Origin of the sequence: Xanthomonas sp. CFBP 8152 (genome assembly GCF_014199025.1) — a bacterium.
Taxonomy (GTDB): Bacteria; Pseudomonadota; Gammaproteobacteria; order Xanthomonadales; family Xanthomonadaceae; genus Xanthomonas; species Xanthomonas arboricola_B.
The window spans coordinates 127132-142680 of sequence record NZ_JACHNO010000002.1 but is presented as its reverse complement, the minus strand read 5'-3'; the positions used below and the strand labels follow the sequence as shown (position 1 = coordinate 142680).

The 15549-nt window shown below is 64.2% G+C and carries 21 protein-coding genes and 1 tRNA gene; 10 read left to right on the top strand and 12 right to left on the bottom strand.

Annotated elements, in window-relative coordinates:
• Positions 1-21 precede the first annotated feature (21 nt).
• The 9 genes from fabG (at position 22) to FHT09_RS08105 (ending at position 7557) form a co-directional block, all read left to right on the top strand.
• Complete coding sequence (fabG, locus tag FHT09_RS08145; RefSeq protein ID WP_104604408.1) at positions 22-765, top strand: 3-oxoacyl-ACP reductase FabG; 744 nt, start codon at positions 22-24, stop codon at positions 763-765.
• A 156-nt stretch (positions 766-921) separates the two neighbouring features.
• Positions 922-1161: an acyl carrier protein gene (acpP, locus tag FHT09_RS08140; protein ID WP_002814322.1), complete on the top strand. Its 240-nt coding sequence runs from the start codon at positions 922-924 to the stop codon at positions 1159-1161.
• A 140-nt stretch (positions 1162-1301) separates the two neighbouring features.
• On the top strand, positions 1302-2537 hold the full coding sequence (gene fabF, locus FHT09_RS08135; RefSeq protein WP_104604410.1) for a beta-ketoacyl-ACP synthase II: 1236 nt from the start codon (positions 1302-1304) through the stop codon (positions 2535-2537).
• A 182-nt stretch (positions 2538-2719) separates the two neighbouring features.
• The gene (locus tag FHT09_RS08130) at positions 2720-4075 is read left to right on the top strand and encodes an aminodeoxychorismate synthase component I (RefSeq protein ID WP_104604413.1); all 1356 of its coding nucleotides are present in this window, start codon (positions 2720-2722) and stop codon (positions 4073-4075) included.
• Between the two features lie 60 nt (positions 4076-4135).
• Positions 4136-5200 carry an endolytic transglycosylase MltG gene (gene mltG / locus FHT09_RS08125; RefSeq protein ID WP_184416909.1) on the top strand — a complete coding sequence of 355 codons (1065 nt, stop codon included), beginning with the start codon at positions 4136-4138 and terminating at the stop codon, positions 5198-5200.
• Positions 5197-6156, top strand: coding sequence for a DNA polymerase III subunit delta' (locus FHT09_RS08120; protein ID WP_104604417.1), 960 nt, complete (start codon positions 5197-5199; stop codon positions 6154-6156). The genes mltG and FHT09_RS08120 overlap by 4 nt, the downstream gene beginning before the upstream one ends.
• Positions 6153-6506, top strand: a complete 354-nt coding sequence (locus FHT09_RS08115; RefSeq protein WP_024938459.1) for a PilZ domain-containing protein — start codon at positions 6153-6155, stop codon at positions 6504-6506. The genes FHT09_RS08120 and FHT09_RS08115 overlap by 4 nt, the downstream gene beginning before the upstream one ends.
• Before the next feature lie 233 nt (positions 6507-6739).
• A tRNA-Val gene (locus FHT09_RS08110) sits at positions 6740-6814 on the top strand.
• Positions 6815-7080: 266 nt separating this feature from the next.
• On the top strand, positions 7081-7557 hold the full coding sequence (locus FHT09_RS08105; protein ID WP_104604419.1) for a type II toxin-antitoxin system antitoxin SocA domain-containing protein: 477 nt from the start codon (positions 7081-7083) through the stop codon (positions 7555-7557).
• 392 nt (positions 7558-7949) lie between these two features.
• Here the strand turns inward: FHT09_RS08105 and FHT09_RS08100 are convergent, their stop codons facing one another.
• From FHT09_RS08100 to FHT09_RS08060, 9 genes are all read right to left on the bottom strand, one after another.
• Positions 7950-8390 carry a Rha family transcriptional regulator gene (locus FHT09_RS08100; RefSeq protein ID WP_104604421.1) on the bottom strand — a complete coding sequence of 147 codons (441 nt, stop codon included), beginning with the start codon at positions 8388-8390 and terminating at the stop codon, positions 7950-7952.
• Positions 8387-9847 (bottom strand): phage portal protein, encoded by a 1461-nt coding sequence (locus tag FHT09_RS08095; RefSeq protein ID WP_104604423.1) that lies wholly within the window; start codon positions 9845-9847, stop codon positions 8387-8389. The genes FHT09_RS08100 and FHT09_RS08095 overlap by 4 nt, the downstream gene beginning before the upstream one ends.
• A gap of 260 nt (positions 9848-10107) precedes the next feature.
• Complete coding sequence (locus FHT09_RS08090) at positions 10108-10512, bottom strand: hypothetical protein (protein ID WP_146096419.1); 405 nt, start codon at positions 10510-10512, stop codon at positions 10108-10110.
• Positions 10513-10790: 278 nt separating this feature from the next.
• Positions 10791-11213, bottom strand: a complete 423-nt coding sequence (locus FHT09_RS08085) for a hypothetical protein (RefSeq protein WP_258077153.1) — start codon at positions 11211-11213, stop codon at positions 10791-10793.
• A 10-nt stretch (positions 11214-11223) separates the two neighbouring features.
• On the bottom strand, positions 11224-11595 hold the full coding sequence (locus FHT09_RS08080) for a hypothetical protein (RefSeq protein ID WP_258077154.1): 372 nt from the start codon (positions 11593-11595) through the stop codon (positions 11224-11226).
• 454 nt (positions 11596-12049) lie between these two features.
• Positions 12050-12517 carry a hypothetical protein gene (locus tag FHT09_RS08075; RefSeq protein WP_104604427.1) on the bottom strand — a complete coding sequence of 156 codons (468 nt, stop codon included), beginning with the start codon at positions 12515-12517 and terminating at the stop codon, positions 12050-12052.
• A 13-nt stretch (positions 12518-12530) separates the two neighbouring features.
• On the bottom strand, positions 12531-12965 hold the full coding sequence (locus tag FHT09_RS08070) for a hypothetical protein (protein ID WP_104604429.1): 435 nt from the start codon (positions 12963-12965) through the stop codon (positions 12531-12533).
• Positions 12958-13194 (bottom strand): hypothetical protein, encoded by a 237-nt coding sequence (locus FHT09_RS08065; protein ID WP_258077155.1) that lies wholly within the window; start codon positions 13192-13194, stop codon positions 12958-12960. The genes FHT09_RS08070 and FHT09_RS08065 overlap by 8 nt, the downstream gene beginning before the upstream one ends.
• A 282-nt stretch (positions 13195-13476) precedes the next feature.
• A complete protein-coding gene (locus FHT09_RS08060; RefSeq protein WP_184416907.1) occupies positions 13477-13740 on the bottom strand; it encodes a hypothetical protein in 264 nt (87 codons plus the stop codon).
• A gap of 124 nt (positions 13741-13864) precedes the next feature.
• Here FHT09_RS08060 and FHT09_RS08055 point away from each other — a divergent pair, with 124 nt between their 5' ends.
• Positions 13865-14152, top strand: coding sequence for a DUF3892 domain-containing protein (locus tag FHT09_RS08055; RefSeq protein WP_104604435.1), 288 nt, complete (start codon positions 13865-13867; stop codon positions 14150-14152).
• A gap of 53 nt (positions 14153-14205) precedes the next feature.
• Here FHT09_RS08055 and FHT09_RS08050 read toward each other — a convergent pair whose 3' ends face one another.
• The 3 genes from FHT09_RS08050 to FHT09_RS08040 form a co-directional block, all read right to left on the bottom strand.
• Positions 14206-14532 carry a hypothetical protein gene (locus FHT09_RS08050; RefSeq protein WP_146096420.1) on the bottom strand — a complete coding sequence of 109 codons (327 nt, stop codon included), beginning with the start codon at positions 14530-14532 and terminating at the stop codon, positions 14206-14208.
• A complete protein-coding gene (locus tag FHT09_RS08045; RefSeq protein ID WP_104604439.1) occupies positions 14529-14810 on the bottom strand; it encodes a hypothetical protein in 282 nt (93 codons plus the stop codon). The genes FHT09_RS08050 and FHT09_RS08045 overlap by 4 nt, the downstream gene beginning before the upstream one ends.
• Before the next feature lie 274 nt (positions 14811-15084).
• Positions 15085-15522: a hypothetical protein gene (locus FHT09_RS08040; RefSeq protein ID WP_104604441.1), complete on the bottom strand. Its 438-nt coding sequence runs from the start codon at positions 15520-15522 to the stop codon at positions 15085-15087.
• Between the last annotated feature and the right edge of the window lie 27 nt (positions 15523-15549).

The window sequence follows — 15549 nt, the reverse complement described above, 5'->3', positions numbered from 1 at the left end:
CCCATTCGAGGAACAGCATTCATGAGCAAGCCTCTGCAGGGCGAGATCGCCCTCGTCACCGGTGCCAGTCGCGGGATCGGCGCGGCTATCGCCGACACGCTGGCCGCACAAGGCGCCACCGTGATCGGCACCGCCACCTCGGCCTCCGGCGCTGCGGCGATCGGCGCGCGCCTGGGTGCCCAGGGCGGCCACGGCCGTGAGCTCGACGTCACCGACGCTGCGGCGGTCGATGGCCTGATCGATGCGATCGGCAAGGAGTTCGGCGCGATCTCGATCCTGGTCAACAACGCCGGCATCACCCGCGACAACCTGTTGATGCGGATGAAGGACGACGACTGGCAGGCGATCATCGACACCAACCTGACCAGCGTGTTCCGCACCTCCAAGGCGGTGATGCGCGGCATGATGAAGGCGCGCAAGGGCCGCATCGTCAACATCGCTTCGGTGGTGGGCGTGACCGGCAATCCCGGCCAGACCAACTACGCTGCGGCCAAGGCCGGCATTATCGCGTTCTCCAAGTCGCTGGCCAAGGAAATCGGTTCGCGCGGGGTCACCGTGAATGTGGTGGCGCCCGGCTTCATCGATACCGACATGACCAAGGCGCTGCCGGACGAGGCCAGGACCGCCTTGCTGCAGCAGATCGCGCTGGGCCACCTGGGTCAACCGGGCGACATCGCCAACGCGGTGGCGTTCCTGGCCGGCCCGAGCGCCGGTTACATCACCGGTGAGACCTTGCACGTCAACGGCGGCATGTACATGCCGTAAGCGTGCGGTGCCGGGAGGCGCTAAGTGGCTGATCGGCCGGGAGTTGTGATGCAATGCAAGGCTCGGTCGCTTCCACTACACTATCCAACGCGGCCATCGCAGCGGCGATGGCGTTTTTTTCGTACCACCACTACTCCATCTGGAGCGATATCCCCAATGAGCACCATCGAAGAACGCGTCAAGAAAATCGTCGTCGAACAACTCGGCGTCAAGGAAGAAGAAGTCACCACCAGCGCATCGTTCGTTGATGACCTGGGTGCCGACTCGCTGGACACCGTCGAGCTGGTGATGGCGCTGGAAGAAGAGTTCGAGTGCGAGATCCCGGACGAAGAGGCTGAGAAGATCACCTCGGTCCAGCAGGCGATCGACTACGTCAAGGCTCACGTCAAGAGCTAATGCGTTGTTCCTGACTGCGGCGGCGTGCGTCAAGCCGCTGCTGCGTCAGACATTCCATGGGGCCGCTGATGCGGCCCTGTGTTTTTCAGCGTCAATCGTAAACCGCAAGCACCGTCCGGTCCGTGGTGAGGAGATCTGCAATGAGTCGTCGTGTTGTCGTTACCGGCATGGGCATGGTGTCGCCGTTGGGCAATGATCTGGTCACCAGCTGGGATGGAATCATCCACGGGCGCTCAGGCATCGGCCCGATCACGCAGATCGATGCCTCGCAGTTCACCACCAAGATCGCCGGCGAGATCAAGAATTTCGATCCCACGCTTTTTGTGTCTGCCAAGGACGTCAAGAAGATGGATTCGTTCATCCATTACGGTGTCGGCGCCTCGTTCATGGCGCTGGACGATTCCGGGCTGGAAATCGACGACAGCAACGCCGAACGCGTTGGCGCCATTCTCGGCTCCGGCATCGGCGGGCTGCTCGGTATCGAAGAGCAGACCATCAAATTCCATGAGGGCGGCGCGCGCAAGATTTCGCCGTTCTATGTGCCCAGCACCATCATCAACATGCTGCCGGGCCAGGTGAGCCTGATCAAGGGCCTGAAAGGACCGACCTTCTCGGCCGTATCGGCCTGCGCCACCTCCAACCATTCGATCGGCACCGCGATGCGCATGATCCAGCACGGCGATGCCGACGTGATGCTGGCCGGCGGCGCCGAGCGCGGTTCCTCGCCGAGTTCGGTGGGCGGCTTCTGCGCGATGAAGGCCATGTCCACCCGTAACGACGATCCGACCGGCGCCTCGCGTCCGTGGGACAAGCAGCGCGACGGCTTCGTGCTGGGTGACGGTGCCGGCGTACTGGTGCTGGAAGAGTACGAACACGCCAAGGCACGTGGCGCGCGCATCTATGCAGAACTGGTCGGCTTCGGCGCCAGCTCCGATGCGTTCCACATGACCGCGCCCAGCGAAGACGGCGAGGGTGCGGCGCGCAGCATGGCCGCGGCGATGCGCGATGCCAAGCTCAATCCCGAGCAGATCGGCTACCTCAACGCGCACGGCACCTCCACGCCGCTGGGCGATCTGGCCGAAACCCTGGCGATGAAGCGCGCGCTGGGCGACTACGCCTACAAGACCATGGTCAGCTCGACCAAGTCGATGACCGGCCACCTGCTCGGCGCGGCCGGCGGCGTGGAAGCGATCTTCTCGGTGATGGCGCTGCATACCGGCATCATTCCGCCGACCATCAATCTGGAAGAACCCAGCGAAGGCTGCGACCTGGATTACGTGCCGAACGTGGCGCGCGAGGTGCAGGTGGATGCGGTGATGTCCAACGGCTTCGGCTTCGGCGGCACCAACGGCACGCTGGTGTTCAAGCGCGTCTGACGTCACTGCGCTGGTGGACCGCGAACAATGCTTCGCGGTCCACGGTGCACGCCGGTCATGGACGCCGCGCAGGACGCGTGTACGCGGCCGGACGTCGCTCCGCGAGCTGATCGCTCTCATCAGGCGTGCCCTGCCTCCCTTGCAGGGCGGCGCCTCTTAGCACCCCACGCCCAACCAGGCCGATGACGCTCACCAGACCCCTGCACGCCGACCTCGACCTGCTGGCGCTGCATCGGCTGGCGCCGCAGCGTTATCCGGCACTGCTCGAATCCACCGCCTCCGGCACCGCGCACGGTCGCTGGGATGTGTTGCTGCTGGCAGAAGGCGCAAGCCTGCGGCTGGACGCCGATGGACGCACGCGCGACGGCGATGGACGCGTGCTGGACGGCGCATTTCTGCAAATGCTGGATGCGGCGTGGCAGGCCGAGCGCGTGCCGCACGATGCGGCCAGTCCCTGGCCGTTTCGCGGCGGCTGGGCGGTGTTGCTGGATTACGAGCTGGCCGCGCAGGTCGAACCGATTCTGCAGCTGCCCACGCGCAGCGATGGCGTGCCGAGCGCACTGGCCGTGCGCGCGCCTGCCGCGGTATTGCGCGACCGGGTGCAAGGCCGCTGCATCGCGTTGGCCGAGCCGGGCCGCGAGGATCTGCTGGCTCGCATCGTCGAGGACATTGCCGCCTGCGCCGCGTTGCCGCCGTTGCCCAGCTGGGTCGGGCCGGTGACTGTTGACGAAGACCCGCCGGAGCGCTTCACCGATGCAGTGGAGCGCGTGCTCGAGTATCTGCGCGCCGGCGATGTGTTCCAGGCCAATATCTCGCGCGCCTGGCATGCGGCGTTTGCCGCTGCCGTCGATCCGGCGGCGTTGCATGCGCGCCTGCGCGCGGCCAATCCCGCCCCGTTTGCCGGCCTGTTCGTCGCGGCAGGACGCGCGGTGGTGAGTTCCTCGCCCGAGCGGCTGGTGTCGGTGCAGGGCGATGTGGTGCAGACGCGCCCGATCGCCGGCACCCGCGCGCGCTTTGCCGGTGACGACGATGCCGCACGCATCCGCGAGCTGGTCGGCCACCCGAAGGAACGTGCCGAGCATGTCATGCTGATCGACCTGGAACGCAACGACCTGGGGCGCATCTGCGCGCCGGGGACGGTGGAAGTGGACGAGCTGATGGGCGTGGAAAGCTACGCGCACGTACACCACATCGTCAGCAATGTGCGCGGCCGTCTGCGCGCCGACGTCACCCCGGGCCAGGCGATCGCCGCGGTGTTTCCCGGCGGCACCATCACCGGCTGCCCGAAGGTGCGCTGCATGCAGATCATCGCCGAGCTCGAACGCACCGCGCGTGGCGCCTACACCGGCGCATTCGGCTGGCTCAATCGCGACGGCGACATGGATCTGAACATCCTGATCCGCACCGCCGAGGCGGACGGGGACCGGGTGCATTTCCGCACCGGCGCCGGGATCGTGGTGGATTCGGACCCGCAGCGCGAACTGGACGAGACCCGCGCCAAGGCGCGCGGCGTGCTGCGCGCCGTCGACCAGGCATGAGCGCTTCAACGGGACATCACCGGCGCGCGGTATCCTGCGCGGTGCAGCGGCAATGACGAGGTGCGTGTGGCGGTGACTGGCAAACGTGGATGTCTGGCCGTGCTGGGCACGGCCCTGTTGCTCGTGGCGCTGCTGGCGATTGCGGGACTGGTGGCGTGGCGGCATTACCTGCACTTCGCCCAGACACCGGTGAGCGCGAGCGTGCCCAGCGTGGTGATCGCGCCCGGCGATTCGCTCAAGGCTACGCTGCGTAAATTGCGCGCCGCCGGTGTGGCGCAGGGCACCGATCTGGAATGGCAACTGCTCGCGCGCCAGGTCGATGCGGCCGGCAAGCTCAAGGTGGGCGAATACGCGCTGGCGCCGGCGCTGTCGCCGCGCGCGCTGCTCGAACGCATGCGCCAGGGCCGGGTGATCCAGTACCGCTTCACCATCGTGGAAGGCTGGAACTTCCGCCAGCTGCGCGCCGCGATCGCCACCGCCACGCCGCTGCAGCAATCCATCGCCGCGCTGGACGATGCGGCGTTGATGGCGCGGCTGGGGTTCGCCAATCAGCACCCGGAAGGCCGTTTTTTGCCGGAAACCTATCTCTACCAGCGCGGCGAAAGCGATCTGGACGTGCTCAAGCGTGCCCACCTGGCCATGGACAAGGCGCTGGCGCAGGCCTGGGAGCAGCGCGCGCCCGATCTGCCGCTCGGCTCGCCGGAACAGGCGTTGATCCTGGCTTCGATCATCGAAAAGGAAACCGCGCTGGGCTCCGAGCGTCCGCTGATTGCCGGCGTGTTCCTGCGCCGCCTACAGCTGGGTATGAAGCTGCAGACCGACCCCACCGTGATCTACGGCATCGGCAGCAGTTACGACGGCAATATCCGCCGCCGCGACCTGACCACCGATACGCCGTACAACACCTATACCCGCACCGGGCTGACCCCGACCCCGATCGCCATGCCCGGCCGTGAGGCCTTGCTGGCGGCGGTGCGTCCGGCGCCCGGCCAGGCGCTGTATTTCGTCGCGGTCGGCGATGGCACCGGCGCGCATGCGTTCTCGGCCACCCTGGCCGAGCACAATGCCGCGGTGGCGCGTTACCTGCAGCGCCGTCGCCTGCCGCAACCGGAGCCCACTCCATGACCACTGTCTTCTCACCCTGGCAGCAGCGCGTCTACGACCAGACGCTGGCGGCGCTGGATGCCGGCCGGCTCGGACACGGCTTGCTGGTCTGCGGGCCGGATGGCCTGGGCAAGCGTGCGGTCGCTCTGGCGCTGGCCGAGCACGTGCTGGCCAGCTCGCCGGACCTGGCGCTGGCGCAGCGCAGCCGGCAGCTGATCGCCGCCGGAACCCATCCGGATCTGCAGCTGATCTCGTTCATTCCCAACCGCACCGGCGACAAGCTGCGCACCGAGATCGTGATCGAGCAGGTGCGCGAGATTTCGCAAAAACTCTCGCTGACCCCGCAGTACGGCATCGCCCAGATCGTGATCGTCGACCCGGCCGATGCGATCAATCGCGCCGCCTGCAACGCCTTGCTCAAGACGCTGGAAGAACCCTCGCCGGGGCGCTACCTGTGGCTGATCAGCGCGCAGCCGGCGCGCCTGCCGGCGACCATCCGTAGCCGCTGCCAGCGTCTGGAATTCAAGCTGCCGCCCGCGCACGAGGCGCTGGCCTGGCTGCTGTCGCAAGGCGTCGACGAGCGCGCTGCACAGGAAGCGCTGGATGCCGCACGCGGTCATCCGGGACTCGCGGCGCAGTGGCTGCGCGAGGATGGCCTGGCGGTGCGCCGCGCGGTGGCGCAGGACCTGGAGCAGGTCGCCGCCGGGCGCGCCAGCGCAGTGGATGTTGCGCAGCGCTGGACCAACGACGGCCAGGCCGACCAACGTCTGCGCCACGCTGCGGACCTTGCGCTGGCACAGGCATCGGCCGGCTTGACCGATCCATCGCGGTTGCACAAGCTGGCGACCTGGTTCGACGCTGCCAATCGCACCCGCGACCTGCTGCGCACCACCGTCCGCGCCGATCTGGCGGTGACGGAACTGTTGCTGGCCTGGCGCGAGGGAGAGCGTCCGGCACGTTCTAGGGGAACTCGATGAGTGCAATGAATGCACGCCAGGGCATTTTGTCGCTGGCGTTGAAGGACAAGCCGGCGCTCTACAGCGCCTACATGCCGTTCGTGAAAGGCGGCGGCATCTTCGTGCCCACGCCCAAGCGCTACATGCTCGGCGACGAGGTCTTCCTGCTGCTGACCCTGCCGGACTCCAGCGAGCGCCTGCCGGTGGCCGGCAAGGTTGTCTGGACCACCCCGGCCGGTGCGCAGGGCAACCGCGCCGCCGGCATCGGCGTGCAGTTCCCGGACGGCCCGGAAGGCGAGGGCGTGCGCAACAAGATCGAGATGTTGCTGGCAGGTCTGACGACCTCGGACAAGCCGACGCATACGATGTGACGCGTTCCGATGCGGTGCAGTCGCGCGATCGCCGTCGTGCCGGAAGCGGGTCATCGAAGCGGCGTCGCCGGCGTTTGAACGACGCCGAATCGATGACCACAGTGGCGCCGCCAGGGAGTCACGACGCCGCGCCCAGCCACCGGAACGAGACGTGTTGGACCGCATCGATGCCGTCGCGGATGAACCTGTTGACGATCGCCACAGCTGCCCTATAATGTGCGGCTCGCGTCACCGGGCGGTTAGCTCAGCGGTAGAGCATTGCCTTCACACGGCAAGGGTCACAAGTTCGAACCTTGTACCGCCCACCATCGAAACCCAACAGCAGCAAGGGTTTCAGCGCGAGAAGAAGAGCCGGCCATGGGCCGGCTTTTTTGTTGTCCTGCAAGCGTCCTGCAAAATGAACGGCTGTGGCAAGAAACGAGCGGCAGACCTTGAGGGGGCGCCCAATGGCGCTTACATAGCTTGTGTCGCGATCTCTCAAACGGTGAGACCAAGCCATGCGATATTCGCGTGGCTGTAATGCGGCCAACAGTTTTCAGTCAGAAATGCCGTTATGTAGACCAGGAGGTCTGCCATGTCCGCTCCAGCAACTGCGGTTGCTAAATACATCCTTGATAGGTGCGCCCAGCAGGGCGATGGCGAAGTCACGCCTATGCAACTTATCAAGCTCACATACGTCGCTCACGCTTGGATGCTGGGACTGACGGGTAAACCGTTGATCGACGAGCAGGTTGCTGCTTGGCAATATGGTCCGGTGATTCCTTCGCTTTACCATGAGGTGAAGCACTATCGCAGCCTTCCTGTGCGTTCGATTCAGGCGCCGCGTGTTGATTTCACGCAAGAAGAAAAGAACATCCTCGACCAAGTTGTGGATATCTACGGGAAATTCACAGGGATCCAGCTGTCAGCGATGACTCACCGCCCTGACACACCCTGGGAAATTACCTGGAAGCGTGCCGGTAAAAACGCGGCAATCCCGAACGATCTGATCGAGACGTTCTACAAGGCAAAAGCAGCGAGAGGCAAGGATGCCGCCACCCTCGAGCATTGATCCTCAGGGCCCTGGCTCGTCAGCGAATACTGGCGGGCTTCGGGTTGGTGGGCCTGACTATTTTGCTGAATTAGAGGCGCTTGCTCTTGGGCTAGACGATGAACTCGCAACCCAAGAAAGTAATGCCCTAGCTGATGAAGACGACCTGGAAAAGGTCGAGCGCAAGAATGATCACCACAGGATGGAGTCGCTCCGCGCGGTCGTGAACGACCTTGCGAAGTGGTTCTTGATCCTGACAGCGTGTCTCGTGACAGTTGGAATTCTTTTTTGGTCTTGGCACCTATTGATGCCTGAGGAGCTCTGGTTCCTTGCGGAAAAGCAGCTGGACACGGTGCAAACGATCCTCACTACTATAATTTTTTCTGGCCTTGTTGGAGGCTATGCGCGCCGAGTTATTGAGGGTCGTGCGAACGCAAATAACTCAAATCAAAGCTAGCTTTGTCCTCGCTGCGCGCCGTGTAGCTCGCCAGCAAGCCGCGCAGCGCGGCCGGGTCCGACAGCAGCACCAGCGGGTCGGCCGGCACGGCGACGCGGCGCTCCAGCTCCTGCCAGCGGTCAACGAGGCGGCCGGTGAACTCCGGTGACAGCTGCGCCACCACCACCAGACTGTCGCGAATGCCTTGCTCGCCGGCGAAGTGAAACACGCGGACCGGTCGCGACCGGCCCATTGAATCGAAACCGGCCTTCTCCGCCATTTGAGGACGGACGATTACGCCCTGCTGCACCAGCGTCTCGATGGTCCGCTTGACGTTGTCGTGCCGCTTCTCGACCAGCTCGGCAATCTCGCTGCTGGTGATGGCCGGCTCCTTGCCGGTAAGGGTGAGTGGTCTCATGGATTAACGTCCTCAGAATTGTCGACAGACTGCTCGGCGCCGGATGTGTTTGTGCGGCGTGGATCGCTATCGAGCACCAGCCCGAGCGCGTCGGCGCGGTCGTTGCTCGCCTTGATCTCGGTATCCACCTGCTCGGGATCCTCGCCTGCACCCAAGATCACCTTGTCGCGCGACTTGAAGCCAGCGCGCACGGCCGCCTTTTCTGCGCCCACATCCTGCACCGGGTGGCTCCAGGGCCAGCCCTCGGGCACCCATAGCGTTTCCGTCACCTCGTCGCGCTGGTCCGCGTAGCCGGGCACGGCAAGCAGGCCGGCCAGCACGGCCTGGTCAAACCATGCGTCACGGACGCGCTGGCAGAACATCGGGATCATGTAGAGCCATTGGTCCGACTCGATCACCCTGCGGAACTCGTTGAGGATCAGCCTCAGCGCGCGGTCGGAGACGTTCCGCAGATCACCGGTGAGCACCTCGTAAGGAATGTCGTGCCCGGCGGCGATCGCCATCAGGTGCCCGCGCAGGAACTCGGCGTAGTCGGTGCCGGCGCCGGGAGGCGTCGAGAACTGGACCTCGTAGCCCGGTGGCAGCTCCTGCATCGTCGCCGGCTCCAGGCCAGCGAGCGGCGTGCCATCGGCATCCATGCCCGTCTGCATGTCATCCGTCATGGGCGTGGCGCCGCCGGGCTCACCCTCTTGTGCCTCGGGAACCTTGTAGAACCCTGCGAACAAGTTGGCGATGGCCTGACGCTCAAGCACAGCGTCATCGAGCCGGTCGAGATTGAACATGCGCAGCAGCACCGCCGCCGATGCGGACACGCCGCGCAGCGCGCCGGCCCGGTTCGGACGGTAGAGGTGGATCACTTGCTCTGCCGGCACACGCACAAGCTCGTGGCCGTTCGGCACCATCGTCTGGTCGCCCGGGTGCTCGCGATACATCCAGTACGCCACGCGGCGGCCGATCGCATCGAACTCGATGCCTTCGCGGATCACATTGGCGTTGCTGGCCACTGAGTAGTACCCGCGCGGGCACTGCTCGGATTCCACCAGCTGCACCTGCACTGGCACCGGCAGCCCATCTGTCGGACGACGGAAGCGGATCCGTGCGAACACCTCGCCGGCTTCCTTCCACTCCCGCCACGCCAGTGCCTGCTGTCCGTAGAAGTCCAGCACGCCGTCGGCATCGCTGTACTTGATCCACCGCTTCCACAGCTTGGACGTCGCAGCCTTGAACGCCTTGGTACCCCACAGGGGCTTCGCCTGGATGCCAGTGGCAATGCCATTCGACACGCTCTTGTTGAGCGCGCTGACAGCCCACGGGTCATTGCGTGCAAAGTGCCGCGCGCGCGCCAGCACCGTAGGCAAGTTGACCAGGGCAGCATTCGGCCCCTGCACCACCGGCGGCAGGAGGCGCAAGCGCCTGCCCATTCCACCTGCGCGGTAGCTTCCCTCGAACTCAGCCATTGTCGGTCTCGAAGTGAGGTTTTCGGCAGCCGAGCCAGTCCGGGCGTCGCCGTACGCCACTGGCACCGGAGCCTGCGCATGCATGTTCACCGGCCCGTTGAACGCACAGCTGCGCGCTTGTCTGCTTGCACAAGTCCACGGCCCCGCTGCTTGCTAACTTGGCGTCTTGCCATGCATGTGCTGCTGGCGACAGGGCTAGAGCCTGGGCCTCAGTCGTCGCGGGAATGGGTGCTTCAAATTGGCCCTTATAGATAACCAAATCAGGTGCGCGCGTGCCTGACGTACGGCTCGCTCTCCTCACTCAACGTCTGTTCCAGCGATTCTTCCAGAACGACTGACGTCGTTGTCGGAGACAGTTGGTAGATCCGGGCACGGCCGCCAATTACGTCCTGCGCGGCTGGATTGGTGCTGCGAATGGTGCCTACCTGCTGGTGCATTGCAGTAAGCATCAGCTCGGGGGTTGAAATGTCGGGTATTTCGGTACTGGCCCAAATGCCAGGTGCTGCGCAGGAGGCAGGGATCGCATCGATTTGGAAGACACCGTCCGCGTAGGAGAGCGTCGCGACCGCAGCCATCATGCGTTGAAACGCATCAGACCATCCGACAACTGTCACTTCGCATCCTGCTGCAAGCTCCGGCACCTCCGCCCCTTCCAGTGTGCTCATGCGGAATGACTCGAACGACCGCCATGCCGCCTGACATGTTTCTGCCAAGCGAGGCAACAATGCGTCTATCCCGCGCACCGTAGTGGGAGCGGGTAAGGAATCTCGCAGGTACGGCAGAAGTCCGCAGTTTCCCCTAGCTGCGACAACGCAATTCCTTCCGACTTGAAAGGCCTTGTGTTTCTCCGTCGCCCGGGTGCGGCCAGAGGGCGAGATCAGCAATGCCTTGGTGTCCACACCAAGCAGTGCCTGGTACTGAGTGATGTACACGTTGCAAATGCTCATTGGATTTGCCGCCCGCCAATTGCTGAGCCAGCTACATACGCCGCTGCTGCAGCAACGCCGCCGGCCGCACCTGCTATAGCCCCAGCGCCCCACATGCCCGCTGTCGCCGTCCCAAATCCGAACGTGAAGTACAACAGCGCCGCCTGCGCGATGATGTAGAGCGCGTTCTGGCCAACATCCCCTCGCACTTCGATGACCTGGCCATCCTTCGGGAAGACATGCGGCCACAGGTGACGCGGCACTTCGCGACCGCCGATCGAGACAAGCCACTTGCCCTCGTCCAAGTCGGACACGTGACGGCTCAGAAAGTCACACAGGTGTTCGCCAGGGCAGAGGTCCATCGGGATGTGCCGCTGACCATCCAGCGTCACCGGGTGCGGCGTCACTACAAGCTGGCCTGGTGTGGTTGAAAGCTCCATCAGAACTCCTTCATCGGTGGGATGGGTCTCGATAGGCGAGGGGACAGGCGTTCACGAGCTCGCCCTCCTGCACGGTTATTTGTTGGTCGTAGTCGCGCGCCAGCCCGAAAGCCATCGACAGCACGCTGACGCTCTGCAGTTGCCGTTCGACCTCGGCTAGCGAGGTATTCGCCGCGACGTAGGTGGCTGCCAAGGCGTCATCCCCCGGCACGGCGGAGGCGCAGAGATCGCGCACGCTTGTCGCGTATCCAATCGCTTGCTCAGGTGTCTGGCCGTTGACCGGGCCGCGCCGGATCAATGCCATCTGCAGGTCTGGCTTCAACTCGCAGGCCACGATGGCCGCCAGCTCGGCAGTAGCGCACGGAGAGTGCGTGGTCTTCATGGCGAGGTTTCTCCCGCCAGAGCGTGGCTCTGCGCGGTGTCGGTCACAGGCTGCGTCGCTGTACATGCCGACCGGGCTTGCGCGGGCTTCGATGTACAGCGCGTACAGCGCCGAAATGCCACTTTTCCCCGGGAGAAAAGGCCAAATCGGCCTACCTGTGGTGGAGCATCCCTGGGGGCCGAAATACTGTCGCGCACCGGGGTCCGAATTCCCCCCGGTGGGACCGCCAATGCGCCAGGGACCCCGGCTGAAGCTGAATGAGATGAGCCTCGTTCAGGTACGCTAGATCCGTTCAGGTTTGCCCCGCCTCGTTCAGGTTGCGTGCGTGCCCAGCGGTCAGGGCGGGCATCGCCGAATGATTGCCCGGTCACCAGCGCGAGGTGCGATGGATCGTGCGCGTTGCTGGCCCGGGCTGCGGGTGTTGTTGGGGACACCGCCCGCTGGTCCCTGTGCATCACAGCCCCAGCAGCACGGCTGGGTTGACGTCCGCACGTCGGCTGATCCGCACGCCTTGCTCAGCAGCGGCGCTGATCAGCCGCTCTTCATCCTGCTCTGCCTTGAGCAGCTCGCGCTCCAGCTTGGCCCGCTTCTTGTCGTCGGCCTGCACCGGTGCCTTGGCGTAGACAGCTTCCAGCTCCTCGGTGAGGTGTGCGCGCACCGCGTCGGGCACGATCCTGCACAGGTAAGCGAATACACCGTCCGCCCCATGCGGGATGGGATCAACGCGATCACGGTCATCGGGCCGGGTGAAGGGATAAACATTGGTCCTGACCTTCGCGGCGGCGGTCTCGATCGAGCTCTCCATGCGGGCAAGTGCGCGCTCCTTGGGCAACAGTCCGTCAGCGAGGCTTTCGATCTGTTCCTTGAGCTGGCCGATGGTTTCCCGCAAGCGGGCGATGTCGGCGCGGTAATCGGTCGTCATGGTGTGGGTCCGGTCAGGAGTTAGGCGACAGGCCCCAATCGGCCAGCGTCTGTTTCAGGTGGTCGGCGGCTGCATGGAATGCTGCGGCGTCGCCGCTCTCCTGCTTGTTCTGCTCGATGGCCTCATCGATCACCCTGGCAATGGCATCAATGCCGTCGCGCTGGCGCTCGAGCTTTGCTCGCTCCCTGGCAATGTGCTGCACGCGAGCCGGGCCGCTTTCGGTGAATCGACCACTGCCTTGCATGACGCGCATGTCGGTGGCGTGGTAGGACTCGCCGAGTTCGAGCAGTCGCGCGTCGATGTCGCGCCGTGACTGCCGCAAGTCGTTGCTACGTTCGCGCAGCGCGCGAGCCGTCGCGTAGTGGGCGATGCTGCGGATGCGCAGCCGTTCCAGCTTCACCAGTGCCTCTGGCACGGCCGTGGGCTGGGTGGGGGTCGGGTCAGACATGGGAATGGCTTCCGGTGAGGATCAGGGCGCCCAGGGTCGATTCCGGGCGCTCCTGCAGGGCACGCTGAAACAGCGGCAGCGTGCGCAGCGCATCGACGATCACCTCATCGGGGCCGACGCCGGCCAGGCGCGCAGCATCTTCCAGTGCATCAGCAGCGAGGCTGGGCAGGTCAATCCGGTAGGTGCGCATGGCGGTGGTCCGATGGCGGCTGTTGCCGATGCCTGTCATTCGACCATCGCCGCCGGCCAGACGCCGAGCAGGAGTGAGCAGGTATGCGCACTTGGCGTGTGCCAATTCGCGTTAGGCGCTCTTAAGGGTCTGCCTAACTGCCTGCGGCAAGCCGCGCGGATTCAGACGTGTGGAACCGCGAAACCACTGGTGCGCATAGCATTTGGCCTGCGCGGGTTGCATTAGGCTCCCCTAAGGCTTTGCCTACATCCGGGGTTTTCCCGCATGTTCCCTCCGCGCCGAGCAGACGCCCCGATCCAGCGATTTGACGATTTGGTCAAATCACAGCAGCGGGTCGCCCGATTCGATCCAGGCCAGCACATCGGCCAGGTAGTACCACGGCGTCTTCGCAGGCCGGTAGCACCGCGGCCCCTTGCCCTCAGCCCGCCAGCGGCGCAGGCAGGACGTGCTGCACGGGATCAGCTGGGCCGCGGTGTCCTCGTTCACCCGCCCATCGACGGTGACATAGCAGCCGCTGCCCTCAAGGGTTCGTCTCAGCGCATCCAGTGAAACCGGTAGCGCTTGTGTCCGTTTGCTAGCAGTCATGGAAGGCCTTCTGTTGCTTGCTCGGTGCGCTGCACAATTGATTGAGATAGCGCGCAGATCGCACTACGCCTACATTTTTCGTGACCGTGGACATCGGGTCTGCGGCGCACCAAGGAGTAGGTAGATGGCAAACCGAGTTCAGATCAGCTGCATCCGCAAGAGCGACCGGCAGAGCCCGTATGAGCGGATTTCGAGCATCGGCGGCGCAAACCCAGACGGTCGGCCCTGGTCGCTCACTCTCGATGAAGCAATCGCGGGAATTGAAGGGGGCAAATGGAATTTCTACACGAAGGTTGGGAATCATGAGGTTGACGTGGTTGTTGCAAAGGCTGCGTCGGGCAGGAAATACCTGCGCACAACCGCAGATCGCGACACGCCCGACAATTTGCTTTCGCTTCCGGAGTGTCGCTAGCCGTTGACCGTGGCGCCGGCTCCATGCCGGCGCCTCTTCAGCCTCGTGTCGTGTCATTTGTCAGGCCCGCACGCGGCGACCTTGCCGGCGTGGCGCTGGGTGGTGCTAGAGGTGCGGCGCGGTGCTCGCCAGTGGATCGGCTGCGGCTCAGCGAGGCCGGGATGCGCGAGTTCGCCGTACTGCAGCAGGCTGGCAGCGGCCAGGATCGAGCGTGCAGCGCGCGGGAGCCTCAGCAGCACCGTGGCGATCGGCAGCGATGCAACTTCCTCGCGTGCCTCGCTGCTGGCGCCGGTGCGTTGCAGGTGCGCCGTCAGTGCAGCGCGCGTCGCTGTGTCCAACCATGCGGCCCTGTCAGCTGGTGTGTGTGTGCTGGTGCTCATGCTCGCCTCCGCAATGCCTTACGTCCGTAGTCCATCGGCGGCACAGGCAGGCAAATGCCGTTCCATCGCTTGCTTGCCAGGCCGGTTGAGTAAAGCTCTGCCAGTGCGCATTGCACGCCGAGCGCATCGGTGCAGCAGTACGTGGCCAGCCGATCCTGGTCTGGCGAATGAACCAGGCCTTCGGGGTCTGCGCTGTCTGCCAGCAGCACCAGCAGCAGCTTGGATTCAGGGCTGGGTGTGAGTTGGCCGAATGCCCAGGCCAGTGCCTCAGTACTCATGGAAATCTCCTAGATCAGGTGCCGCCGCTACGCCGAAAAGCGAAGCAAAGCGGTGAATCAAAACCATCTCGCTGACGCGAAATTCCGCCTACCGGCTTGGTAATACTTTTAAGGTCAGCACGGGGCGCTGTTTAAATGGCTCGAAAAGTGAGCTGACTGCAGCACGGGGCGCTGTAGTCGTTGATTCGTACCGCATGGGGCGCTGCCACATATTCCTGACTACAGCACGGGGCGCTGCAGCGTTCAGCACGGGGCGCTGTACTGTTTTTACTTTTCAAGCAGCTTCTTTTGCGTCACGTAACAGCACGGGGCGCTGTACTAATTCTTCTGATTTGACCTTCGCGGTTTTCCGTTTCCCCGTGCTGCGCACATAATCGGGCCGCTCGTTTTTCCAGCTGTCCGAAGGCTTCGCGGTTGCGGATCGATCCAGTGGCCTGTCTTTCTTGTAGTCGATTCGACGCCACGTGAATGCATATAGGTTCGGCTGATTTCGACCGCCTTGCTTGGTACGTTCGATGATGTGGTAGTGCTCCAGTTCCTTCGCTGCCTTTCGCACGGTGTTTTCGGATTTCCAATGTGCGTCCTGCATCAGTGCCCACGACGCACACAGATATCCGTTGTTGAATCCGGAATACTGTCGCGCCAGGTCCTGCACCAACTTGTGCGCATATGGGCTCAGACGCGTGTAGTTCGGATGCCTCAGCAACGTCATGGGAATAACGAAGGCGGAGCCCCCGTT